The sequence below is a fragment of the Rhodococcus sp. NPDC019050 genome (assembly GCF_055664235.1).
Map to the genome: position 1 here is coordinate 125,708 of NZ_JBVOON010000008.1, position 24,086 is coordinate 149,793.

Sequence of the window (24,086 nt, forward strand, 5' to 3'; positions counted from 1 at the left end):
CATGGAAATGACCGTTGCGGAACTGCGTGATTGGCTCCGGAATTGGATTGCGAACACGACCGGCCAGCCGGTCTCGCAGATCACCGATGATCGTCCGCTCGAAGAGTTCGGTTTGTCGTCCCGCGACGCCGTGGCCCTGAGCGGTGAGATCGAGGACCTCCTCGATGTCACCCTGAACGCGACGATCGCGTACCAGCATCCGACCATCGCGTCGCTGGCTACCCGGATCATCGAGGGTGAGCCGGAGCGTCCGGAGGACGACGACGATGCCGCGACGTATTCGACGCGACCGTCCGGTGCGTCCAAGGACATCGCGATCGTCGGCCTGTCGACGCGTTTCCCGGGCCACATCGAGACTCCCGAACAGATGTGGGATCTCCTCGCGTCCGGCCGCGACGCCATCAGCGATCTCCCCGAGGGCCGCTGGTCCGAGTTCGAGGGCGACCCGGCGGTGCGCGAGTCGATCCGCAAGGCCAACACCCGCGGCGGTTACCTCGACGACGTCAAGGGCTTCGACGCCGAGTTCTTCGCGATGTCGCCGCGCGAGGTCGAGATGGTCGACCCGCAGCAGCGTCTCGCGCTCGAACTGACCTGGGAGGCGCTCGAGCACGCGCACATCCCGCCGAGCGACCTCAAGGGCGGCTCCGTCGGTGTCTTCATCGGCAGTTCCGCGAGCGACTACATGCTGCTCGCCTCCGTCGACCCGTCGGTGGCGCACCCGTATGCGCTGACCGGCACGTCGTCCGCGGTCATCGCCAACCGTGTCTCCTACTTCTACGATTTCCACGGCCCCTCGGTCACTCTCGACACGGCGTGCTCGTCCTCGCTGGTGGCGGTGCACCAGGCGGTTCGTGCGCTGCGCGGCGGTGAGGCCGATGTCGCGCTGGCCGGTGGCGTCAACATGCTGCTCGCGCCCGCCGGAACTCTCGGCTTCGACGAACTCGGCGTGATGGCTCCCGACGGCCGCATCAAGGCTTTCTCCGCCGACGCCGACGGCATGATCCGTGCCGAGGGTGGCGGTCTCGTCGTGCTCAAGCGCCTCGAGGACGCCGAGCGCGACGGCGACAACATCCTCGCCGTCATCGCCGGTACCGCCGTCAACCAGGACGGCCGCTCCAACGGTCTGGCCGCCCCGAACCCCGAGGCGCAGGTCGACGTGTTGCGCCGCGCCTACCGCGATGCGCAGATCCTGCCGTCCGGTGTCGACTACATCGAGGCGCACGGCACCGGCACGGTGCTCGGTGATCCGATCGAGGCCGACGCGCTCGGACGGGTCGTCGGCCGCGGCCGCGAGGCCGACAAGCCGGTGCTGCTCGGTTCGGCGAAGACCAACTTCGGTCACCTCGAGTCGGCCGCCGGTGCTGCGGGACTGATCAAGGTCGTCCTGGCGATGCAGGAGGATGCGCTTCCTCCGACCCTCAACTACACCGCGCCCAACCCGTACATCCCCTTCGACAAGGCGCATCTGCAGGTAATCCCCGACGGTGCCAAGTGGCCCCGCTACACCGGTCGCGCGGTCGCGGGAATCTCCGGCTTCGGCTTCGGTGGCACCAACGCGCACGTCGTCGTGCACGAATACACCGGCCCCGAGGGGCAGGAAGCAGCCGAGGCCGAGGTCGAGATCGTCGCCGACGTCGTCCCCGAGGCAGCCGAGGCAGTGGAGACCTCCACCGAACCCGCGCGTGAAATGCCGGTGGTTCTCGCGGTGTCCGCTCCGATGCCGTCGCGTCGCCGCCGTGCCGCCGCCGACCTCGCGGACTGGCTCGAGACCGAGAAGGGCAGCACGACGCCGCTCGCCGACGTCGCCCGCACGCTCGCGCGCCGCAACCACGGCCGGTCCCGCGCAGTCGTGGTCGCCGCCGACCGTGCCGAAGCCATCGCCGGTCTTCGGGCCGTCGCCGCCGGCAAGCCGGCCCAGGGCGTGTTCACCGCCGACGCGCCGGCCTCCGGCGGACCGGTCTGGGTGCTCTCCGGGTTCGGTGCCCAGCACCGCAAGATGGCCAAGCAGCTGTACCTCGAGAACCCCGTGTTCGCGCGCGCTGTCGACGAGGTCGACGAGCTGATCGTCGACGAGTCCGGTTACTCGATGAAAGAGAAGTTCCTCGACGACAGCCAGGACTACGACGTCGAGACCGCGCAGGTCGGCATCTTCACGATCCAGATCGGCCTCGCGGCGGTCCTACGCCATCACGGTGCCGAGCCCGCCGCGATCGTCGGGCACTCGATGGGTGAGGCCGCCGGCGCATACATCTCGGGCGGCCTGTCGCTCGAGGACGCCGTCCGCGTCATCTGTGCCCGCTCGCGGCTGATGGGTGAAGCGGAAGGTCAGCTCCAGGGCGACGACATCCGTCTCATGGCGCTGGTCGAATACAGCGCCGACGAGATCACCTCGGTGCTTCCGGACTTCCCGCACCTCGAGGTGTGCGTGTACGCCGCGCCGACGCACACGGTCATCGGTGGCCCGCAGGACGAGGTCAACGCGATCGTCGCGCGGGCCGAGGCCGAAGAGAAGTTCGCTCGGGTGTTGCAGACCAAGGGCGCCAGCCACACCTCGCAGGTCGACCCGATTCTCGGTGAGCTCGCAGCCGAACTCGCCGGCATCGAGCCGCACAAGCTGAAGGTCGCCGTGTACTCCTCGGTCGACCAGGAGACGCTCTACCGGCCGGGACACGACGGCATCCACGGCGTCGACTACTGGACCAAGGGAATGCGCCACAGCGTGTACTTCACGCAGGCGGTGCGACAGGCACTGTCCGACGGGCACACCACCTTCGTCGAACTCAACGCCAATCCGGCAACCCTCATGTCGGTCGCGTCGACCGCGTTCGACGCAGGCGTGCAGGACGGCCAGTTCATCCAGACGCTCAAGCGCAAGGAAGATGAGTCGCTGGGCGTGCTCCTCGCCCTCGCGCAGTTGTATGTGCACGGGCACTCCGTGGACCTGGGCAGCGTGCTGCCCGAGGGCCGTTTCGCCGACATCCCGCGCACCGCGTTCCTGCGCAAGCCGTACTGGGTCGAGGCCCGCATCGGTTCCGCCGGCAACAGCCGGGTCCCCGGTGCGCACGTCGCCCTTCCCGACGGCCGGCACGTGTGGGAGGTGCAGGCTTCGGCAGTCACCGATCCCGCCGCGCTGGTGGTAGCTGCGGCCTCGCAGGTGCTTTCGGAGGTCACGCTCACCGCGTCGATGCCGCACACAGCGGTTCCCGCGACCGGCACGCTCACCACCACGCTCACCCGTCATCCCGGGGGTGCGTCGCTCCAGGTGCACGCGCTCGACGACGACGGGTTCACGCTCGTCCACGAGGGTGTCGTCACCTCCGGTGCCGCGTTGTCCGCACCCGTTGTCGCGCCCGTCGCGGCGACCCGTACGGACGAGGACACCACCGAAGCCGTCGACACCGCCGGCGACAAGTGGGATCCGGCCGGCTCGCAGACCCTCGAGGAACGGCTCGCGTTGATCGTCGCGGAGTCGATGGGGTACGCCCCCGAGGACCTGCCGGTGGAGATCCCGCTGATCGAGCTGGGCCTGGATTCGCTCATGGCGGTCCGCATCAAGAACCGCGTGGAGTACGAGTTCGACATTCCGCAACTCCAGATCTCCGCGGTCAAGGACGCCAGCCTGCGCGACGTCGCGAAGTATCTGCGGTACGCGGTCGAGAACCGCGAAGAGGTTGCGGCACTCGCCGAGCAGCAGGCGGCGGACAAGGCTGCCGAGCGCGCGGCGGAGGCCGCGGAAGACGCGGCCGCCGACAGCGACCAGGCACCGACTTCGGTGGAGGACACGACTGTCGTCGCCGAAGCCGAGCAGATCCTGGAGGACGCAGCACCTGCCGAGCCGGAGACCGTTCCTTCTGCCGCCGAGCCGGCGTCAGTGGAAACGACGGACGACGGCGGTGTCGACGTACCTCCTCGTGACGCTGCGGAACGGCTGACGTTCGCGTCGTGGGCGGTCGTGACCGGCCGGTCCGCGAAGAGCATCTTCAACACGCTTCCCGTGCTCGACGACGAGAAGGCCGAGAAGCTGGCGGCCCGTCTGACGGAGCGTTCCGGCGGCACCATCACCGTCGAGGACGTACGCGGCGCTGCCACGATCGAGAAGCTCGCGGACGTCGTTCGCGGTTACCTCGAATCCTCCGACCGGATCGACGGGCTCGTGCGTGCTCTGCGGCCGCGCCCCGAGGGTTCGGATGCGGTGCCGGTCTTCGTCTTCCACCCCGCGGGTGGCTCGACGGTGGCGTACGAACCTTTGCTCAAGCGGCTTCCCGCCGACACGCCGATGTACGGCTTCGAGCGCACCGAGGGACCGATCGAGGAGCGCGCGAAGGTCTACCTGCCGCTCATCGAGGAGATCCAGGGCGACGGCCCGTACGTGCTCTACGGCTGGTCGCTCGGAGGTGTCCTCGCCTACGCGGTGGCGCGCCTGCTCCGCGAGCGCGGCAAGGACGTGCGTGTCGTCGGACTGATCGACACCGTCATGGCGGGCGAGAAGGTCGAGAACACGCCCGAGGAGATCCGGAAGCGCTGGCAGCGCTACGCGCGGTTCGCGAAGAAGACGTACGGCATCGACGCACCGCTGCCGTTCGACCTTCTGGCGGAGGCCGAGAGCGACGAGGACCAGATCGGAATCCTCATGGGTCTGCTCGAGATGAGCGGTGTCGAGATCCCCGGCGGGATCATCGAGCACCAGCGCACCTCGTGGCTGGACAACCGCGCGATCCAGACCGCCGAGCTGGAAACCTACGACGGCGATGTCGTTCTCTACATGGCCGACCGCTACCACGACGACGCGATCGATCTCGAGCCGGCGTTCGGGACCCGGCAGCCCGACGGCGGCTGGGGTGACGTCGTCGCGAACCTGGAGATCGTGCCTGTGGGTGGCGATCACCTGCAGGTTGTCGACGAGCCGTACATCGCGAAGGTGGGGGCAGACCTCACCCGTAAGCTGGCCGCCATCGAGGCCTCGAGGAGCTGAACCAAGTAGTGACCACCACCACGGCAGAAAAGCTGGCCGAGCTGCGCCAGAAACTGGAGATCGCGCAGGAACCGGCAGGCGAGATCGCAATCGCCAAGCGCGCGAAGAAGGGCATTCCGAGTGCGCGCGAGCGCATCGACATGCTCCTCGACAAGGGCAGCTTCGTCGAGATCGGCGCGCTGATGAAGACGCCCGGACGTGCGGACGCCTTCTACGGCGATGCCGTCGTCGTCGGGCACGGCACGGTCGAAGGCCGTCCGGTTGCGGTGTTCTCGCACGACCAGACGGTTCTCGGCGGCAGCGTCGGAGAGATGTTCGGCCGCAAGGTATCCGCGGTCCTGGACTACGCCCTCAAGATCGGCTGCCCCGTCGTGGGCATCAACGATTCCGGTGGCGCCCGAGTGCAGGACGCCGTCACCTCCCTCGCCTGGTACGGCGAGATCGGTAAGCGCACCGAGCCGCTGTCGGGTCTGTGCCCGCAGATCTCGGTCATCGTCGGCAAGTGCGCCGGCGGCGCCGTGTACGCGCCGATCAACACCGACGTCGTGGTCGCCACCGAAGAGGCGTACATGTTCGTCACCGGGCCGGACGTGATCAAGGCGGTCACCGGTGAGGACGTCAGCCTCCACGAACTCGGAAGCGCCCGTAAGCAAGCCGAATACGGCAACGTGCACCACGTCGCACCCGACGAGAAGGCCGCGTTCGACTGGGTGCGCCAGTACCTGAGCTACATGCCGTCGAACGCGCAGGAGAAGCCGCCGGTCGTCAATCCCGGTCTCGAACCGGAGATCACGCCCGACGATCTCGAACTCGATACGTTCATGCCCGACGCCGACAACTCCGGCTACGACATGCACGACATCCTGCTGAAGATCTTCGACGACGGCGACTTCTTCGAGGTTCGTTCGCAGACCGCGCACAACATCATCACCGGGTACGCCCGCGTGGACGGACGCCCGGTCGGTGTCGTCGCGAACCAGCCGCTCCATCTGTCCGGTGCGCTCGACGCGGCCGCTGCCGACAAGGCCGCGCACTTCGTGCGGGTCTGCGACGCGTACAGCATCCCGCTGGTCTTCGTCGTCGACACTCCCGGCTTCCTGCCCGGTGTGGAGCAGGAGAAGATCGGCGTCATCAAGCGCGGCGGCCGGTTCCTGTTCTCGTACGTGGAAGCCTCCGTGCCGAAGGTGACTGTCGTGGTGCGCAAGTCGTACGGCGGCGGTTACGCGGTGATGGGCTCCAAGCAGCTCGGTGCCGACATCAACTTCGCGTGGCCGACGGCCCGTATCGCCGTGATGGGTGCGGAGTCGGCAGTTGCCGTCATCGGCCGCAAGCAGATCGCCGACGCGGGCGACAACGCTCCCGCCGTGCGTCAGCAGCTCATCAACTTCTACAACGAGCATGTGGCGACGCCGTACATCGCCGCCGAGCGCGGTTACATCGACGCGGTCATCGACCCGGCTTCGACGCGGCTCGAGATCCGGCGCGCGCTGAATCTGTTGCGCGACAAGACCGTGTTCAAGAACCCGCGTAAGCACCACCTGCTGCCGCTCTGACCGACCACACGACGATGCCGTAGCCGGCCGCACCCTTCCGTGCAGCCTGCTACGGCATCCGTGTCTGCCGGCTAGGTCGCGAGCGCGCGGCGCACGTAACCGACGATGTGCTCGACCTCGGAGTCGGCATCGAAGGTCGAGGTGTCGCGCCAGAGCAGGTGTTCCATCGACGCGAGCAACAGGATCGACGTTGCGCGCGAATCCCGTTCGGGATCGGTCGAGCCCAGTTCACGGATCGGTCCGGCGAGAACGTCGGCGAGGGCGAACTCGAGATCCTCGCGCACCTTCGGCGCGTGGGGACGACCGCCTCCCGCCGCGACGACATTGCGGGTCGCTGCGCCGATGCGGGGATCGACCGCCTGGCTGAGCACCGCTGCCACGCCCGCCCGGAGAGCGCCCTCGGGGCTGTCCGCCGCATCCATCTTCCGGCGCAGGTAGTTCAGCAGTCGCTGACTGCCCTCCTCGACGACGGCGTCGACGAAGTCGCTCTTGCTGCGGAAGTACCGATAGAACGCGTCGTTCGACAGTCCCGCAGCGGTGACGATGTCCGCGACGCGCGCGGGAGCGCCTTGCGTCAGCAGTTCGCGGCCGGCGCGGATGAGCCGGTCCACATCGCGGCTCGCAGCCTCCTGCCGCGGTGTCAGACTTCGCCTGACCGCCTGGGTGGCTCGCGGCGAGAGCGTCGACGCGTCCGGGCTGTTCTCGATGGTCACTCCCGCATTCTAGGTGCACCCATCCACAGTTCCCGGACGCCTCGCGCTGCCGGGGGGCCTACTCGTACACGCGCATCGACGCAGGCTTCCACAGCCCCGAACGGTTCACTTCGGTGGTCGTGATGTCCGCGGGGACCGCGTCCGGGTAGTTCGGGACGTACCGTTCCAGCGAGCCCCAGTCACGTGCCCAATCGTTCTTCAGATACGTGGGGATCTGTTCGGGCCGGGCAAGGACCTCGGTGAATCCCAGCGGGCCACCGTTGTCGGCAGCCTGCCAGGTGTCCGTCGACGACACCGCAAGCGGACGGTCGGGCAGGATCCGGTAGTTCGGCATCTCGGCGACACCCGCCCAGTGGTCGAACGGCCGCTGGCACGGGAACTGCAGGCCCACAGCCCAGTCCAGGAGGATGGGTTGCTCCGATCCGATCACGTTGTTCAGCGTGTCGAGCACCGGCACCCGCGGCGGTGTGAAGGCGAGCCACTGGTCACCGGTGAGGTTGGGATCGTTCGCGACGACCCGCACCGCGTCGGCGTCCTCCGGCAGATCCGCGATCGGCACCCGCAGGTTCCGCCACGACGGTGCCGGGCCGATGTCCCGCGGCAGGTAGGTGCCCTTCGCTTCGACGGTCCCGTCGGGCAGGCGCGTGCCGTACTCGACGAGCAGCGACTGTCCGTAGTTGAGGGCGCCCGTGTCGTCGTACGACCAGATGCGACCGGCAGCGGAGAGCACGATCAGCGGCGATTCCTCCGCGCGTTCGGGCAACTGGTACCAGCTCGAGGTGAGGCTCGCCGGTTCCTGAATGCCCTGCTGGTAGCTGCCGAGCACGGGGGTGACGGCCGGATCGAGCCCGAACGGCAGTCGCACGGTGCTGCCGTTGACGGTCTGCGCACCCCGTCCGCCGGTGGTGCCGCCGCCGGAACCGGTCTCGAACGTCGGGCCGACGCTCTGGTTGTCGGTGTTGCCCTGCCCGGGTTTGACCTCGACGTAGTCGGCGGTCAGGTCGGACGGGACACCGTCGGGGCTGAATCCGCGCGGGGAGGCTCCGGCGAGCGGATCCCCACCGGCCGGCGGGTTCGCGGGGTCGGCGATCGGTTCGAGGCGGCCCTGGTTGGGGTCCATCTCGACCAGTACGTCACCGGCGAGGCCGCAGGTGTCGCCCGCGAGGGCGCCGATGTTGGAGCGCGCCAGCGAGTAGGCCGGATACTGCGCCACGGCGCCCTTGACGAGTGAGAGCACCTCGAACAGAACCATGACCCCTGCGACGACCGTGAGCGGTGCGGCCGCGAACATCCGGATACGGCGGCCCTTCCGCGTCGTCGGTTTCTCGGGTGGTTCCGCATAGCCTTCGCGCAGGTACTGCCACGCGACGAGGACGAGCGCCGCGCCGAAGAGGATCAGGAACACCGAGCTGGACTGGGTGCCCTGCAACGAGACGGTCTTGTCGAACCACGGCACGCCGTAGCTCGAGACGTACCACCAGCCGTTGATGCCGGCGAACGACACGGCGAGGACGAAGAGCAGACCCGCCAGGAAGATCGTGCGGTTCCGCCGCGATCGCAGCGCACTGGCGGAGACGAGCACCGCGGTCAGTGCGGCGAGCGAGCCGGCGATGCCCGCGTATGCCCCGAAGTGGTGCGTCCACTTCGTGGGGTTGAACATCATGAAGAACATCGTTCCGAAGACGATGCCCAGCAGACGCCACGACGGGCTCATCGCGATGCCGGGGATCTTCCGGCGGCGCAGCAGCACGAGCAACGTCGTGAACAGGCACAGCAGCATCACGAGGAACGCGAACCGGCGGGCCAGCGAACCGTCGACGGTCTGCACCATCAGGTAGTAGTAGCGGAGGAAGTCGTTCCACCACTCCTCGTTGGGGCCGATGATGGTGCGCACGCGGGTGGCCTCGAGGACCGCCGCCAGGGTCTGGTCCGAGAACACCACGACGAGGACGAGCACTCCCGCCGCGCCGATCGGAGCGAGCAGCGGCAGCGTGCCGACCTCGCGGTGACGGCGCACGACGATGCGCGTCATGGGCCGCAGGCCCGCGATCAGCGCGGCGATACACATCAGGCCGGTCGGGGCGGCTGCCAAGGTGAACGCGCCGATGATCACGGCCGTCGCGGCCGGCAGCAACCGGCCGGTGGCGATCGCGCGCTCGATGGAGCACCACGTCAGCAGCGCACCGAGGGCAACGATCGGTTCGGGGCGCAGGCCGTTGTTGTAGGGGAGCCAGAAGGCGAGGAACACCAGGCCGCCGGTCCACAGGGCGATGCGGTTCTCGCGGACGGCGCGTCCGAGCCGGGGCACCACCTCGCGGCTGATGACCATCCAGCAGAGGATGGCGGCGATCAGCGCGGGCAGGCGCATCCACGGGCTCGCCGTGGAGATCTTCGCGAACGCGGCCAGGACGTCGTAGTACCAGCCGAACGGCGCTTCGGGGACGCCGAACCACCGGAAGTAGTTGGCCATGTACCCGGAGTGCTCGGACGCCCGTGCCATCGAGAGGAGATAGCCGTCGTCGGAGGTGTTCGCGCCGAAGAAGTGCCAGCCGATCAGCGTGGCGATCACCACGACGTCGACACCGCTGAACTTCCACCAGCGGGCGGGCAGGAACCGGCGGTGTCCGCGTCCGTCGGTGCCGTCCAGCTTCGCCAGCGCGGCGAGCGCGAGTGCCGTCGACAGGACCGCGAGGATCATCGCGAGCGACTTGACGAGGGTGGGCGACGACGTGAAGCGCGAATCCACGTCCACGTTCACTTCGAGGCCGGGCACCGCGGTCGTCAGGTCACTGAATACGCCCACGACCAGCGGCCGCAGGTCGCCGCCGAGTTCTCCGGCACGCGGGAGGCCGTTCTCGTCGGAGAGTCCGACGAACTCGGCGGTGGTGCGGTCCGCATCCGAGTAGATGCGCAGTTCGGCGCACGCGCTGGACTCGACCTCGGCGCGCGGTGCCGTCACGACCACGACGTTGCGATCGAGGACGTCGACGTTCTCGTCGCCGACACGGACGAACATCGCGTTGAGCGCCGCGTCCTGCCCGTTCGCGGGTGCGGTCGCGAGCAGCATGCCGCCCGACTCCGGGAGCTCACCGACAGCCGTACACGGGATCGTCGCCTCGAACCGCAACGGCACCTGCGACATCAACGGCAGTTCGATGTCGGTGACCGAACCGTTCTGCGGCCATGTTGCCGTCGCCTCGGTGACGCGGACCGGCAGGAACGGCGTCGCGACGGCAAGGACGATGCCGAGTAGTCCGGCGACAGCGGCGACGAGTCGCGCGGTGCGGTACTGCGAACGAAGATCCTCGCCGACGGACCTGAGCGGGGTCTCGCTGGGAGCGGGGGCGGTCGTCACGTCGTCGGGCACGGGTCCCGATGGTATCGGCAGCCCATGTGTGACGGGACACGCCCTCATTCCAGCAGGACAGGAACCCCGTCACGGACACGCCCCGGAGTCCACAGCCCGGACCGCGTGACCTCCGTGGTTTCGACGGTGGCTCCGGTCGCGGCGGGATCGATCGGCCGGTACCGCTCGAGCGAACCCCAGTCACGATCCCAGTCGTGGTCGAGGTAGGTCGGCACAGTCTCGGCGGTCAGCAGCAGCGGAATCCAGCCGAGCGGTCCACCACCGATGTCGTCCTGCCAGCCGTTCGTCGCGTCCGCGCCCACCCGGTCGGGAAGGATGCGGAACTCGGGGACCTCGGCGATGCCGTTGCGGTGACCGAGGGGCCGCTGGCACGGGAAGGCCAGGCCGACCGACCAGTCGAGCAACACCGGTGCCTGCGATCCGACGACCTCGTCGAGGGTGTCGAGTCGCGGCAGTCGCGGCGGGGTGACCGCGACCCATTGGTCCGGTGCCAGGTTGCCGTCGTCGATGACGATGCGGACGGCGTTCGCGTCGGCAGGGACGGCGTCGGTGGGCACACGCAGGTTGCGCCACGACGGCGAGGGGCCGATGTCGATGGGGGAGACCCGGCTCACCGGCGTCACCTCGCTTCCCGAAGTGACACCGAACTCGAGCTGCACATCCTGTCCGGGGGTGATCACGCCGTCCGGGTCGACATAGTGCACGCGGCCGGCGGCGGTGACGACGAGCAGCGGGGTGTCGTCGCTGCGCTCGGGAAGCGCGTACCAGCCGGACTCGAGTTCGGCGGCCTGCTGTACGCCGGTCCGGTAACTGCCCAGGATCGGAGTGGTTGCCGGGTCGAGTCCGAAGGGCAGGCGCACGGTGCTGCCGTTGACGCCCTCGTTCCCGCTGCGGCCACCGCCGGTGCCCGCGCCCGTGGATGTGGTGGTGCCACCGACCTCCGAGTCGACGGTGTTCGCGCCGCCCGTCGTGGACGTCTCGGCGTCGGCGGTCAGGTCGAACGCGACGCCGTCGGGCGTGAACCCCGTCGACATTCCGGCGCCGAGCGCCTCGGCGACCGAACCCTCGAGGGGCGAGAGCATCGTCGCGTTGGGATCGGTTTCGACGAGGACCTCGTTGGCCAGGCCGCAGCTGTCGCCGCGGAGAGCTGCGGCGTTGGACTTCGCGATCGAGTACGCGGGGTACTGCGCCACGGCACCCTTGACCAGCGACAGGACCTCGAACAGCACCACTGCGGCCGCGACGAGGGTGAGCGGCGCCGAGGCGAGTGCTTTCATCCGTCCGTTGCGCTCGGGCCGGGGCTGCACGAACGGTTCGCGCAGGTGGAACCAGGCGGCGACGATCAGTGCGACCACGGTCAGGCCGAGCAGCGCGGTGGAGAAGGCGTACCCGGAGATCGACGGCGGCTTGTCCCACCAGGGAACGCCGAAGCTCGAGACGTACCACCAGCCGTTGGATCCGGTGAAGGCCATCGCGAGCACGAACAGCACTCCCGCGGTGAACAGCGCCCGGTTGCGGGCCGAACGGATCCCGACGGCGCCGACCCCGACGGCGGCCAGTGCGGCGATCGACCCCGCGAGTCCGGCGTAGACGCCGAAGTGGTGGGTCCACTTGGTCGGGGTGAGCATCATGAGCAGCAGCGATGCGAAGACGATGCCGAGGATGCGTCGCGAGGGACCGATGGCGGTGCCGGGGATGCGGCCCTTGCGGAGAATCAGCATGACGCACACGACCAGGCACAGCAGCATCACGAAGACGCCGAAGCGGCGGGCGACCGACCCGTCGGGGGAGACGGTCAGCAGCGCGTCCCAGCGCAACCGCTCGTCGAACCAGGGCACGTTCGGGCCGACGGCGGAACGCACCCGCGTGGCCTCGAGCACCGAGGCCAGGGTCTGGTCGGCGAACACCGCGATCAGAACCACCGTGCCCGACGCCAGGATCGGGGCGAGCGGTGCCCACCCGACGAGATCGCGTCGTGCGACCACGGCCTTCACCAGGGGACGGGCACCGGCGAGGAGTGCGGCGACGCAGATGACGCCGGTCGGTCCGGCCGCGAGCGAGAACGCCGCGATGAGCACGGCGACCGCGGCGGGAAGCATCCGGCCGGTCGCGATGGCGCGCTCGATCGAGCACCACGTCAGCAGCGCACCGACCGCGATGATCGGTTCGGGGCGCAGTCCGTTGTTGTAGGGGAGCCAGAACGCCAGGAACACCAGGCCGGCGGTCCACAACGCCACCTTGCTGTGCCGGACGGCGTTGCCGAGCCGGGGGATGACCTCACGGCTGATGACCATCCAGCACAGGATCGCCGCGACGAGCGTGGGCAGACGCATCCAGACGCTGGCGGTGGAGACCTGGGAGAAGAGGACGAGGACGTCGTAGAACCATCCGAAGGGCGCCTCGGGGACACCGAACCACCGGTAGTAGTTGGCCATGTAGCCGGCGTCGCCCGACACGCGGGCCATGTTGAGGATGTATCCGTCGTCCGAGGTGTTGGCGCCGACGACGTGCCACACCAGCAGGGTGCCGACGACCACGGCGTCGGCGATCGTGAATCGCCACCAGTGGGCCGGGAAGAACCGGCGGGCGCGGCGCCGGTCCGCGCTGTCGAGGCGGTGCAACGCGACGAGCGAGACCATCGTCGACAGGGCGCACAGGATCATCGCGGCGAGTTTGACCAGCGTGGGTGTGGATGTGAACCGGGTGTCGAGGTCCGCGCGCACCGACAGCCGTTCGGCGTTCTCACCCGAGGTGAGTTCGGTGGCGGATCCGGCCAGGTCGCTGAACACGCCGACCATCTGGGGGCGCAGATCGCCCGCGACCTCCACGGAGACGGCAGGGTCTGCGCTGACGATCGCGGCGGCGGTGAGTTCGGCGTTCGACGCGACCGTGACCGCGGTGCACGGCGCGTCGAGCGGTGTCGATACCAGGACCTCGTTGCGCAGCACGGCTTCGATCGCACCGGGGTTGCCGTCCGTGCCGGGGAGGGCCCTGATGACGAGCGCGGTGTCGGTCGCGTCGGGTGCGTTCGGGGGAACGGTGGACACGAGGGTGCCCCCGTCCGGCCCGAGCAGCGCCGCCGCGGAACACGGAACACTGACCCGCAGTGAGAGCGGTGTGTACGAGACGAGCGGTGCCTCGATGCTGTCGAGCGAGTCGTTCTGCGGCCACTCGAGGCTCGTCGCCTCCTGCCGGACGGGGAGGAACGGGATGCTCAGTGCCAACACGAACGCGAGCAGACCCGTGACGATGGCGACCGTGCGCGCGGTGCGGAATCGCGAGGTCGGATCGGGCGAAGGTGTGTTTTCGGGCGCTCGGGTATCGACTGACACAAGGCTCGATGCTAGGCGAGAGGGCTCCGGCGCCCGCTGTTACACCGCTCGAGCACCTCGGCGTGGCGCGTTCTGCCGACCCGGTCCGGCGCAACATCGACGCCACTAGCATCGAACAGCATGGACACTGCGACGCCGATCGGACGCGCGCTGCGGGGCGCCGGGATCGCAGAGGTCCGCGACGACACCACCACGAGAGCGCTGTACTCGTCGGATGCCTCTCTCTATCGGGTGCCCCCGGAGGCCGTGGTGCGGCCGCGTTCGGTCGACGAGGTCGTTGCCGTCCTCGACGTGTGCCGCCGCGAGGGTGTGCCCCTCACCTCGCGGGGTGCCGGGACGTCGCTCGCCGGCAACGCCGTCGGCCCGGGTGTGGTGCTCGACTTCTCCCGCCATCTCGGCCGGGTGCTGGAGGTCGATCCCGAGGCCCGCACCGCCCGGGTGCAACCGGGTGTCGTGCAGACCGAGGTACAGCGGGCCGCGGCACCGTACGGACTCCGGTTCGGCCCGGATCCGTCCACCCACAACCGCTGCACCGTCGGGGGCATGATCGGCAACAACGCGTGTGGTGCCCGCGCCCTCGGGTACGGCCGTACGTCCGACAACGTGGTGGCCCTGGAGGTGCTCACCGGCACGGGACATCCGCTTTCGCTGCCCGGCACCGACCGGTTCCTCGAACCGCTGCGCGAGATCGTCGCGCGCGACCTCGCGACCGTCCGCACCGAGTTCGGCCGGTTCGGACGCCAGGTGTCGGGCTACGCGCTCGAATGCCTGCTACCAGAGAACCGGTTCGACGTGCGCGGACTGCTGATCGGAAGCGAGGGGACGCTCGGCATCACCACCGAGGCGACGCTGCGTCTCGTCGAGGATCCTCCTGTGCGCACGATGGTGGTGCTCGGCTATCCGGACATCGTCGCGGCCGGCAACGCAGCCCACACGCTGCTGTGCTTCCGGCCGACCGCGTGCGAGGGACTCGATTCCCGGATCGTCGACGTGGTCCGTGCCCGTCGTGGGCCGAATGCGGTGCCGCCGTTGCCGCGCGGTGCGGCGTGGTTGTTCGTCGAATTGGCAGGGGACGACCCCGACGAGGTACGCGAGCGCGCGCGGGGCCTCGTGACGGCGTCCGGTGCGGTGGACGCGCTGAACGTGGACGGGCAAGCGCGGGCGGACGCGCTGTGGCGGATCCGTGAGGACGGGTCGGGGTTGTCCGCGCGGAGCCCGCAGGGCCTGCCGGCGCACGCGGGCTGGGAGGACGCCGCCGTGCCGCCCGAACGCATCGGCAGCTACCTGCGCGAATTCCAGGAACTGACCGACAGTTACGGCATCACCGGCTATCCCTACGGGCATTTCGCCGACGGCTGCATCCACATCCGCCTCGACGTGCCGCTCGACGTACCCGGCATGTTCCGCGAGTTCCTCTTCGCGGCAGGACAACTCGTTGCCGGTTACGGCGGGTCGATGTCCGGGGAACACGGCGACGGCCGAGCACGCAGCGAACTACTCCCGCTGATGTACTCCCCGGCAGCGATCCGGATGTTCGGCGCGGTCAAGTCCGTATTCGACCCCGACAACGTGCTCAACCCCGGAGTCCTCGTCGACCCTCACCCCGTCGACGTCGACCTTCGGGTTCCTGCGGCACGGAAGATCAACGACCAGTTGGGTTTCCGCTACTCCGAAGACGACGGAAACTTCACGCAGGCGGTGCACCGCTGCACCGGTGTGGGCAAGTGCCGTGCCGACACCACGGGGACGGGCGGGGTGATGTGCCCGTCCTACCTGGCCACTCGTGAAGAGAAGGACTCCACGCGCGGACGGGCCAGGGTGCTGCAGGAGATGCTCAACGGCACACTCGTCACCGACTCGTGGAGGTCGAAGGAAGTACACGAGGCGCTCGATCTGTGCCTGTCCTGCAAGGGTTGCCTGTCGGACTGCCCCACCGGCGTGGACATGGCGACGTGGAAATCCGAAGTGCTGCACCAGACGTACCGCGGCCGGCGGCGCCCGATCTCGCACTACAGCTTGGGTCGGTTACCGCGCTGGGCCGCACTCGCGTCGCGCGCGCCGCGACTGGTCAACAGCGTCACACGAGTGCCGGGTGTCGCTACTGCCGGCCTCGTGCTCGCGGGAATGGACCGGCGCCGCCACGTGCCGGCGTTCGCGCCCCGAACGTTTCGACGCTGGTTCGCCGACACCGCACCGCAGCGATCCCGGTCGGGGCGTCCGGTCGTGCTGTTCGTCGACACGTTCACCGAATACTTCACGCCCGAAGTCGGTGTCGCCGCGGTGCAGGTGCTCGAGGCTGCCGGGCATCGTGTGCTGATCACCGAGGAGCAGCAGTGCTGCGCTCTGACATGGATCACCACCGGGCAGCTCGGGGCTGCGCGAAAGATTCTGGGCCGGACCATCTCCGAGCTGTTTCGCATCGGCACGCCGATCGTGGGACTCGAACCGTCGTGTACCGCGGTGCTGCGTTCGGACGCGGTCGAGATGCTCGGCTCCGAACCGGCCCGGATCGTTGCCGGCAGCACGTCCACCCTGGCCGAATTCCTGGGGGACTGGACGCCGCCGTCGCTCGACGGCACCGAGATCGTCGCCCAGCCGCACTGCCACCACCATGCGGTCATGGGGTGGGGTGCCGACGCGGTTCTGCTGCGGAACGCGGGCGCGCAGGTGCAGCGGCTCGGCGGGTGTTGCGGTCTGGCGGGCAACTTCGGCGTCGAGCGCGGGCATTACGACGTCTCGGTCGCCGTGGCCGGAGCTCAGCTCGTTCCGGCCGTCGAAGCCGCGTCGGAGGACACGGTCGTGCTTGCCGACGGGTATTCGTGCCGCACCCAGATCGGTGATCTGACCTCGCGTCGCGGTACTCATCTCGCCGAACTTCTGGCGTCGCGACTGTCGTAGCGATGAGTTCTCGCGGTGGAACCGGTCGATGTAGGAACACAAGCCGCATCGATCTCGGGAGACTCTCATGACCACCACCTCGCAATCGGTTCAGCGAACCGACAACGGCATCGCGTCCAAGCCCGCTCGCATCGCCGGGCTCGTCGTCACCGCACTGGTAGTGCTGTTTCTGCTCTTCGACTCGGTCATCCACCTGATGAACACGTCGCAGGTGCAGGACGCAATGGCCGATCTCGGCTTCGATCCGAGCCTGAACAGGGTGATCGGGGCCGTCCTGCTAGTGAGCCTGGTGCTGTACATCGTGCCGGTCACGTCGATCCTCGGGGCAGTGCTGCTCACCGGGTACCTCGGCGGCGCGGTCGCGAGCAACATGCTCACCGAACAGCCGATCCTCAGCACGACCCTGTTCCCGATCTACGTCGGAATCTTCGTGTGGGGTGGGTTGTACCTGCGCGACGCCGGTGTCCGGGCCGTCATGCCCCTTCGGCGCGTGTGACCACCACGAAGGGACCGACCTCGGTGACCGTGAAGCGCGGGTCGTCGAACAACTCCTCGGGGAAGGTCACCGTGTAGCGACGCACGTTCGGGTCGTTGGGGTACACATCCTCGGCCAGGCGCAGTGTGTAGCCCTCGGCGCTCTGTCGGAAGACGATGGCGTCGGGGGCTCGCCACGGCAGTTCGTCCCACGCGGCGATCAGTTCGTCGGCGGAATCGAGTTCGGACCAGCTCTCGATCGCTGCGGCACGAGAAGCGAAGTCCGCCAACGGGTTGGCGTAGTGCGACGTCAGCGCCTGGAAACCGAAGTACGGATAGTAGGCGAGGAACGAGGTGTCGGCGGTCAGGACGACCCAGTCGCTGCGTTCCGGGCCCAGTTGCGAGGTGAGCACCTCGTCGACCTCCGCGAAGTACGACGCCGCGCCGGGCGGCCGCTGTTCGGCACGTTCGCCGTTGCCGTCGGTGTCGCTGTAGGCGAGGTTGATCTCGTTCGTCAGCACCTGCGGGATGTTCTGCGCGAAGGCGAGGGCTCCCAGCGCGCCGACCGCGACCAGAACCCGCCGCACCCGCGGATTGTCACTGGTAGCCAGGCTGATCCACCGGGAGAAGTCGACGAACGCGAACGCACCGGCGGCGCCGAGCAGCACCAGCAGAATCACCTCGAGCCGGAAGGCCAGCAGCGTATTGCCGAGAACGGTGAAGGCCATCGACGCGAGATACCAGAGGTAGACGGCGATCACGCCGAGCCCGAGCGCCTGCGCGCGACGCGACGACGTGGCCCTGCCGATCAGCCACACTGTGCCCAGCAGGGACAGCAACCCGACCAGGGAGGCGTGGAACATCGGCAGCGGAAGTTTCGCACCGGCTTCGGGGAGATAGTGGGTGGCGGTCCCCGAGCCCGAGGGGGAGGCGCCGCTCAGCACGTCGGCGAGGAACGGTGCCCACACCGTCAGCGCGACGACCATGGCGATCGCGGCGATCACCACGAATTTGGTGAGCACCGGCAACGCGGCCCGCCACGATCCGCCGGCGCGGCGCGCCAGGATCGCAGCGGCAACCGCCATCACCGTCACTGCGAATGCGGCCAGTCCCAGGTAGAGCGTGTAGAAAGTGGCGGCGACCCCGAGGAACAAGCCCGTCCCGATGGCGGCTCCCCACCCCTGGCGGGTCTTGTGTGTGTCACCGGAGCCGCGCGCAGGTGCCAGCGCGCCCCACGCGAGGACGAGGGCGGGCGGGAGCAGCAACGCGATCACGGCGCCGTACGGCTCGGGAGACCCGTAGGCTAGCACGATCGCGGTGGTCGCCGTCGTAACCAGAACCGCCAGATCGCTGCGGACGAGTTCGGACCACAGCACCAGCGCGAGCACCGCGGCGACGGCGATCGAACCGATCGCGTACGGCTTGAACGCCTCCCAGCCGTCCATACCCAGAACGTTCGCGACATGCCCACCGATCCAGAACCACCCGGACGGGTAGAACGGCGGCAGATCCGCATACGTCATGTCGCGCAGGGCCGGGCTGTCGGTCAGGCGCGTGAGGAACTCGGTACGGAACTCCTGATCGACCGAGATGCCGTGCAGATACAGGCGGGTCGCGGCGAGCGGCATGCCGAGGGTCGCGGTGACCAGGCCGGACAACGCCACCCAGGACAGGATCCGCGCGCCCCAGACGTACCTGCGACGACGCAACAAGTAGATCGACAGGCCCAGCGCAGCGAGCGCCACGACCTGCATGACGGTCGTGACGGCCTGGGTGACGTTGGACGAGTTGAACGCCGGCCACTGCACCCGCCCGAACGCGAACAACCCGACCGCCGACACCAGCACCGCGACGACCACCGCGGCGACCATGGCGCCGGCGGTGGCCGCGATCCGACGGAACGGAGCGACGGGAAGGGCGGGGGAGCTCACGGGCGCGTCGGTCACGGTTGTCGAGCTTAGTGAACGCGCTCGGACATACCGGCCGGTGCCGCTGCTCTCCCCACGCCTCCTAGATCGGCAGCTTGCGGAAGATCGCGCGCGGGACGTGCCGCAGCACCATCATCACGAACCGGAAGGTGCCCGGCGCCCACACGATCTCTTTGCCCTTGTCGGAGGCGGCGACCGCGAGCTTCGCGACGTCCTCCTTGTTCACGGTCAGCGGTGCCTCGTCGACATGGGCGCTGAACTGGGTGCGCACCTGTCCGGGGCGCACGACCGTCACGCGCGGCCCGAACTTCGCCAGCGCCTCGCCGAGGCCCAGGTAGAAGCCGTCGAGCCCGGCCTTCGTGGAGCCGTAGACGAAGTTCGCGCGCTTCACGCGTTCACCGGCGACCGACGACATGGCGATGATGCGACCGAAGCCCTGCGCCTTCATCTTCTCGCCGAGCAGCACGCCCACCGACACGGCAGCGGTGTAGTTGACATTCACGACCTGCACGGCCTTGCGCTGGTCCTGCCAGAGCGTCTCGGCGTCCGCGTCGAGGCCGAACGCGACGATCGCCACGTCGACGTCGCCGCCGCTCCATGCCCGGTCGATGACGGCGGGGTGGCTCGCGGTGTCGAGTGCATCGAAGTCGATGAGGTCGACGGACGTCGCACCGGCAGCCTTCGCCTGGGCGACGGCGTCCTCACGGCGCGAGTCGCCGGGCAGAGCCGCGAGGATCACGCGGGCAGGCGCCTTGCGCAGGTACTCCTCGACGATGGCCAGGCCGATCTCGGAGGTGCCACCGAGCAGCAGCAGGGTCTGGGGGTTACCCACGGCGTTGATCATCAGTGCAGTTCCAACCTTCTGGACATATCGGAAGCGAAGACATTGGTGGGGTCGACCGTGCGGCGCACCTTGAGCCACTCGTCGATACGCGGGTACATCGCGTGGAACGTCTCTGCGGACGTGCGCGAATCCTTCGCGGTGTAGAGCCGTCCGCCGAACTCGAGGACCCGCTTGTCGAGTTCGCGGACGAACTCGTTGAGGCCGTCCTTGATCGGGAAGTCGACGCAGACGTTCCACCCCTTCATGGGGAAGCTCAGCGGCGCCTTGTTGCCCTCGCCGAAGAGCTTGAACACGTTGAGGAACGAGTAGTGCCCCGACTGCTGGATGTCGCGGATGATCTTCTTGAATTCCTCGACGGCCTCGGGCGGCACGACGAACTGGTACTGCAGGAATCCCTTGGGACCGTAGGCCCGGTTCCACTCACCGAACAGGTCGAGAGGGTGGTAGAACTGCGTCAGATTCTGGATCTGGCCGGTCGCGTTCTTGGTCTTGCGGTAGTACAACTCGCCGACGACCGAGAAGTCGAACTTGTTCGCCAGACCGTTCGGGAAGATGTCGGGGAAGGTCAGCAAAGTCGACCCCGAGAAGCGCAGCGGATCCTTCTGCAGCTTCTTCGGCAACTGGTCGAGCGTGGCGAGCGAACCGCGCGACACCGCGGCGCGTCCGAGCTTGGGCGGCGCGGAGATCGCGTCGAACCAGGCGCTCGAGTAGTCGTAGTTCTCCTCGGAGCCGTCGCTGTGCAGCGCGATGGTCTCGTCGAGGCTCTCGGTGCGCACGCTGTCGGCGACGAAGTACGCCGTCTCGGTCGGCGTCATCTCGATCGTCGCGCGCAGGATGATGCCGGTCAGGCCCATGCCGCCCACGGTCGCCCAGAACAGCTTGGAGTTGCGCCCGGTGGGTGTGCAGGTGCGGATCTGCCCGTCGGCGGTGAGCAGTTCCAGGGAGCGCACGTGGTTGCCGAAGCTGCCCGCGCTGTGGTGGTTCTTGCCGTGGATGTCCGAGCCGATGGCACCGCCGATGGTGACCTGGCGCGTTCCCGGCAGGACCGGGACCCACAGGCCGAACGGCAGAGCCGCCCGCATCAGCTGGTCGAGGTCGACACCGCCGTCGACCACGACACGCCGCGATTCGCGGTCGATGCTGTGGATCTTGTTCAGTGCCGTCATGTCGATCACGAGTCCGCCCGCGTTCTGGGCCGGGTCACCGTACGAGCGGCCGAGACCGCGCGCGATGACACCGCGCCGCAGATGCGACGGCTTGGACTCGTTGTCTTCCGCGACGCGGGCGACTGCCTGCGCGATCAGTTCGACATCGGGTGTGGTGAGCACCTCTGCGGTGGTCGGCGCGGTGCGCCCCCAGCCGGTCAGGGTGCGGGTCTGGGTGGGGAGAGGCTCACTCGCCTGCTCTGCAGCTGTCGTGGACATCAGGATGAAGGCTACCCGCGTGCCCGAGGGGCCCTGCAAGAGCAGGGTTAGCCTCCATACGGTTTTGTGAGGATCTCCAGGTTGTGACCGTCGGGATCCGCCCAGTACACGCCCCGCCCGCCGTCACGGGTGTTGATCTCGCCACCGCGGCGATGTGTGGGGTCCGCCCAAAACTCCAGTTCGCGGGATCGGATGCGGCCGAGAATGTCGTCGAATTCTCCGTCTCCGACGAGGAATGCGTAGTGCTGCGGTCGGACGAGGTGCCGGTCGGCCATGAAGTCCAGGGAGACACCGTTGTCCACCTGCACAACGAAGAACGGTCCGTAGGGGGTCGGCGACCCGACACCGAGGATCTCCGACAGGAACAGCGCAGATCGTTTCGGGTCGGTCGCGTGGACGATGGTGTGATTCAGCGCGATGCTCATGAACCCGATGGTGCAACCTCGAGCGGACTCGAGGTCAACTGTCGGTTCGGTCGGGGGCGTTACCCTCGTCTGCGTGCCCGAACCCCATGACCACGTGCAGCCGTTGCCGGAACACCACGCACCGCTGGCCCCGGAATTGCCGTTGACCGATTCCACGGCCGACGATGCGCTGTCGCTCAAGACGCAACTCGTGCGGTTCGTGCTGACGGGTGGCCTGTCGGCGGTCGTCGACTACGGCCTGTACGTGTTGCTCATGGCGCTCGGCGTCACCCGCGACGGAGCGAAGGCGCTCTCGTTCGTCGCGGGCACAACCACCGCGTACCTCATCAACCGGCGGTGGACGTTCAAGGCGGAGCCGAGCAAGTTGCGCTTCGCCGCGGTCGTGGCTCTGTACGCCGTGACGTTCGCCGCGCAGGTCGGCATCAACGGCGTGCTCAACGACTCGCTCGGGAACGAGTGGTGGGTCACCCCGTTCGCGTTCGTCGTCGCGCAGGGCACCGCGACCGTCATCAACTTCGCCGTGCAGCGTCTGGTGATCTTCCGCATCCGCTGAACTCTGGTGAGTTGTTGCCCGCTGAGCGGGCACTTTCCCACCAACGTTTCAGATGCGGGAATCCAGAGCCGACCGAATCTGCCGGACCACCCCGTCGGGATCGTCGATCAGGGTGTGCCAGGTGAAGCGCAGGACGTGCCAGCCGGCGTTGACCAGGACGTTCTGACGTTCGGCGTCGCGGCGATGACGATGCGCGTCGCGGTGCCAGGCCCAGCCGTCGACTTCGACGGCAACCCGCCGAGCCTCGAAGGCCACGTCGATCTCGAACCCGCAGCTCCACACGTGCCCCCGCCATCCCGTCAGACCCGCGTCGCGCAGGATCCGGTGCAGGATGCGCTCGGCTTCCGAATGCCCGCCGTCACCCGCCGAGCACAGCAGGCGTGACGCCGCGCGAGCGCCGTGCCGCCCGGAGTTGCGGCGATGCACCTGCTGCAGAACCTCGAGCGACGTGTGCCGCTGCAACGCGCGGTCCATGAGCACCGACCCGCTCGGCATTTCGGTCGCGGCCTCGAGGACGGTGAGGGGCAGAGCCGTCAACGGCAGGCTCCTGACCACGACGGTGTCCTTCCAGTGCAGGTCCCGACGGCGCACGCGGGTCGCCCGGGTGCACGAACGGATCCGGTGGTGGGGAACGGTCACGTAGTGGCGAGCGGGTGGCCGCTCGAGCAATCCGTGCCACCACGCGGCGCTCGGACCCCACGCCACCGCTTCCTGCCCGGCTCCGTAGACCGCGGCGCGCAGTTCGACGGCGTCGGTGCGTTCACGATCGGAACGCAGGTAGACGCCCGGCGCGAGCGTCGTCCATTCGCCCGTCGCGACCTTCCGGCCCACCGATGTCGAACTCATGCCGCATCCGAGTGCCTGGATGCGCGTGACCACGCCGTCCTGTCGGGCCATGATCGTGTGGATCTCTTTGCGGTCCATGCCTCGTTCGACGCGGCATCGTCGTAAGAGGTTCCGGTGCCGTCCGGCCTTGGTGAATCAGTGCCCGCAGAGCGGGCATCGAACCACCAAAGTTTCAGAGAACGGGAAGCCGGCCTGCCTCACGTGCCTCGGAGAGGGTGGGGGCGGCACGATCCTTGGCCGACAGTTCGTATTCGAGCGGCCTCCCGTCCGGCCCGACGGACGGCCAGTCGATCCCGATCTCCGGGTCGAGCGGATGCACTTCATGTTCCCGATCCGGGGTGTACGGCGTCGAGCACAGGTACACCACCGTCGAATTGTCCTCCAGGGCAAGGAAACCGTGCCCGAGTCCTTCCGCCAGGAAGATCGCCCGACGGTCGGTCGTGTCGAGCAGCACCGAATCCCACTGCCCGAACGTCGGCGACCCGACGCGCAGGTCGACCACGACGTCGAGCACCGAGCCCGACACGCACGTGACGTACTTCGCCTGTCCCGGTGGGACATCCGCGTAATGGATGCCCCGCAACACGCCCACTGCCGAAACCGAGCAGTTCGCCTGCGCCAATTCCAGATCCCGGCCGGTCGCCTCGGCGAACGTGGCCTGCTTGAACCATTCCAGGAACAGGCCCCGCTCGTCACCGAAGGTGGCCGGCGTGATCTCCCACGCCCCGCCGACTTTCAACTCGCGATACTGCATTGC

At 68.3% G+C, this 24,086-nt stretch carries 14 protein-coding genes; 5 read left to right on the forward strand and 9 right to left on the reverse strand.

Annotated elements, in window-relative coordinates; translation table 11 throughout:
- The first annotated feature begins 7 nt into the window (after positions 1–7).
- Positions 8–4,972: a polyketide synthase Pks13 gene (gene pks13 / locus AC0B44_RS11305; protein ID WP_471903013.1), complete on the forward strand. Its 4,965-nt coding sequence runs from the start codon at positions 8–10 to the stop codon at positions 4,970–4,972.
- 8 nt (positions 4,973–4,980) lie between these two features.
- Complete coding sequence (locus AC0B44_RS11310; protein ID WP_471902969.1) at positions 4,981–6,525, forward strand: acyl-CoA carboxylase subunit beta; 1,545 nt, start codon at positions 4,981–4,983, stop codon at positions 6,523–6,525.
- Between the two features lie 71 nt (positions 6,526–6,596).
- Here AC0B44_RS11310 and AC0B44_RS11315 read toward each other — a convergent pair whose 3' ends face one another.
- From AC0B44_RS11315 to AC0B44_RS11325, 3 genes are read right to left on the reverse strand one after another with little or no spacing between them, the layout of a single operon-like run.
- The gene (locus AC0B44_RS11315; RefSeq protein WP_471902970.1) at positions 6,597–7,238 is read right to left on the reverse strand and encodes a TetR/AcrR family transcriptional regulator; all 642 of its coding nucleotides are present in this window, start codon (positions 7,236–7,238) and stop codon (positions 6,597–6,599) included.
- Between the two features lie 58 nt (positions 7,239–7,296).
- Complete coding sequence (locus AC0B44_RS11320; RefSeq protein ID WP_471902971.1) at positions 7,297–10,605, reverse strand: arabinosyltransferase domain-containing protein; 3,309 nt, start codon at positions 10,603–10,605, stop codon at positions 7,297–7,299.
- Between the two features lie 44 nt (positions 10,606–10,649).
- Complete coding sequence (locus AC0B44_RS11325) at positions 10,650–13,937, reverse strand: arabinosyltransferase domain-containing protein (RefSeq protein ID WP_471902972.1); 3,288 nt, start codon at positions 13,935–13,937, stop codon at positions 10,650–10,652.
- A gap of 120 nt (positions 13,938–14,057) precedes the next feature.
- On the opposite strand from AC0B44_RS11325, the gene AC0B44_RS11330 reads away from it, so the two are divergent.
- Complete coding sequence (locus AC0B44_RS11330) at positions 14,058–16,835, forward strand: FAD-binding and (Fe-S)-binding domain-containing protein (RefSeq protein ID WP_471902973.1); 2,778 nt, start codon at positions 14,058–14,060, stop codon at positions 16,833–16,835.
- Between the two features lie 67 nt (positions 16,836–16,902).
- Positions 16,903–17,331 carry a DoxX family protein gene (locus AC0B44_RS11335; RefSeq protein WP_471902974.1) on the forward strand — a complete coding sequence of 143 codons (429 nt, stop codon included), beginning with the start codon at positions 16,903–16,905 and terminating at the stop codon, positions 17,329–17,331.
- Here AC0B44_RS11335 and AC0B44_RS11340 read toward each other — a convergent pair.
- From AC0B44_RS11340 to AC0B44_RS11355, 4 genes are all read right to left on the reverse strand, one after another.
- On the reverse strand, positions 17,309–19,180 hold the full coding sequence (locus AC0B44_RS11340; RefSeq protein ID WP_471903014.1) for a galactan 5-O-arabinofuranosyltransferase: 1,872 nt from the start codon (positions 19,178–19,180) through the stop codon (positions 17,309–17,311). The two genes, AC0B44_RS11335 and AC0B44_RS11340, sit on opposite strands and share 23 nt — an antisense overlap.
- 139 nt (positions 19,181–19,319) lie before the next feature.
- Entirely contained in the window at positions 19,320–20,081 is a 762-nt protein-coding gene (locus AC0B44_RS11345) for a decaprenylphospho-beta-D-erythro-pentofuranosid-2-ulose 2-reductase (RefSeq protein WP_471902975.1), read from the reverse strand.
- The gene (locus AC0B44_RS11350) at positions 20,081–21,505 is read right to left on the reverse strand and encodes an FAD-binding oxidoreductase (RefSeq protein ID WP_471902976.1); all 1,425 of its coding nucleotides are present in this window, start codon (positions 21,503–21,505) and stop codon (positions 20,081–20,083) included. The genes AC0B44_RS11345 and AC0B44_RS11350 overlap by 1 nt, the downstream gene beginning before the upstream one ends.
- 47 nt (positions 21,506–21,552) lie before the next feature.
- Positions 21,553–21,930, reverse strand: a complete 378-nt coding sequence (locus tag AC0B44_RS11355; RefSeq protein WP_471902977.1) for a VOC family protein — start codon at positions 21,928–21,930, stop codon at positions 21,553–21,555.
- A 7-nt stretch (positions 21,931–21,937) separates the two neighbouring features.
- On the opposite strand from AC0B44_RS11355, the gene AC0B44_RS11360 reads away from it, so the two are divergent.
- Positions 21,938–22,483, forward strand: coding sequence for a GtrA family protein (locus tag AC0B44_RS11360; protein WP_471902978.1), 546 nt, complete (start codon positions 21,938–21,940; stop codon positions 22,481–22,483).
- Between the two features lie 48 nt (positions 22,484–22,531).
- On the opposite strand, the gene AC0B44_RS11365 is transcribed toward AC0B44_RS11360, so the two are convergent.
- A complete protein-coding gene (locus AC0B44_RS11365) occupies positions 22,532–23,407 on the reverse strand; it encodes a DUF559 domain-containing protein (RefSeq protein ID WP_471902979.1) in 876 nt (291 codons plus the stop codon).
- A gap of 94 nt (positions 23,408–23,501) precedes the next feature.
- Positions 23,502–24,083 (reverse strand): dTDP-4-dehydrorhamnose 3,5-epimerase, encoded by a 582-nt coding sequence (gene rfbC, locus AC0B44_RS11370; RefSeq protein ID WP_471902980.1) that lies wholly within the window; start codon positions 24,081–24,083, stop codon positions 23,502–23,504.
- Positions 24,084–24,086: the final 3 nt, after the last annotated feature.

Coding starts and splice junctions, on each gene's coding strand:
- pks13 (WP_471903013.1), top strand. CDS start 8: ATGACCGTTGCGGAACTGCGTGATTGGCTCCGGAATTGGATTGCGAAC.
- AC0B44_RS11330 (WP_471902973.1), top strand. CDS start 14,058: ATGGACACTGCGACGCCGATCGGACGCGCGCTGCGGGGCGCCGGGATC.
- AC0B44_RS11335 (WP_471902974.1), top strand. CDS start 16,903: ATGACCACCACCTCGCAATCGGTTCAGCGAACCGACAACGGCATCGCG.
- AC0B44_RS11340 (WP_471903014.1), bottom strand. CDS start 19,180: ATGGTCGCCGCGGTGGTCGTCGCGGTGCTGGTGTCGGCGGTCGGGTTG.
- AC0B44_RS11345 (WP_471902975.1), bottom strand. CDS start 20,081: ATGATCAACGCCGTGGGTAACCCCCAGACCCTGCTGCTGCTCGGTGGC.
- AC0B44_RS11350 (WP_471902976.1), bottom strand. CDS start 21,505: ATGTCCACGACAGCTGCAGAGCAGGCGAGTGAGCCTCTCCCCACCCAG.
- AC0B44_RS11355 (WP_471902977.1), bottom strand. CDS start 21,930: ATGAGCATCGCGCTGAATCACACCATCGTCCACGCGACCGACCCGAAA.
- AC0B44_RS11360 (WP_471902978.1), top strand. CDS start 21,938: ATGGTGCAACCTCGAGCGGACTCGAGGTCAACTGTCGGTTCGGTCGGG.
- AC0B44_RS11365 (WP_471902979.1), bottom strand. CDS start 23,407: ATGGACCGCAAAGAGATCCACACGATCATGGCCCGACAGGACGGCGTG.
- rfbC (WP_471902980.1), bottom strand. CDS start 24,083: ATGCAGTATCGCGAGTTGAAAGTCGGCGGGGCGTGGGAGATCACGCCG.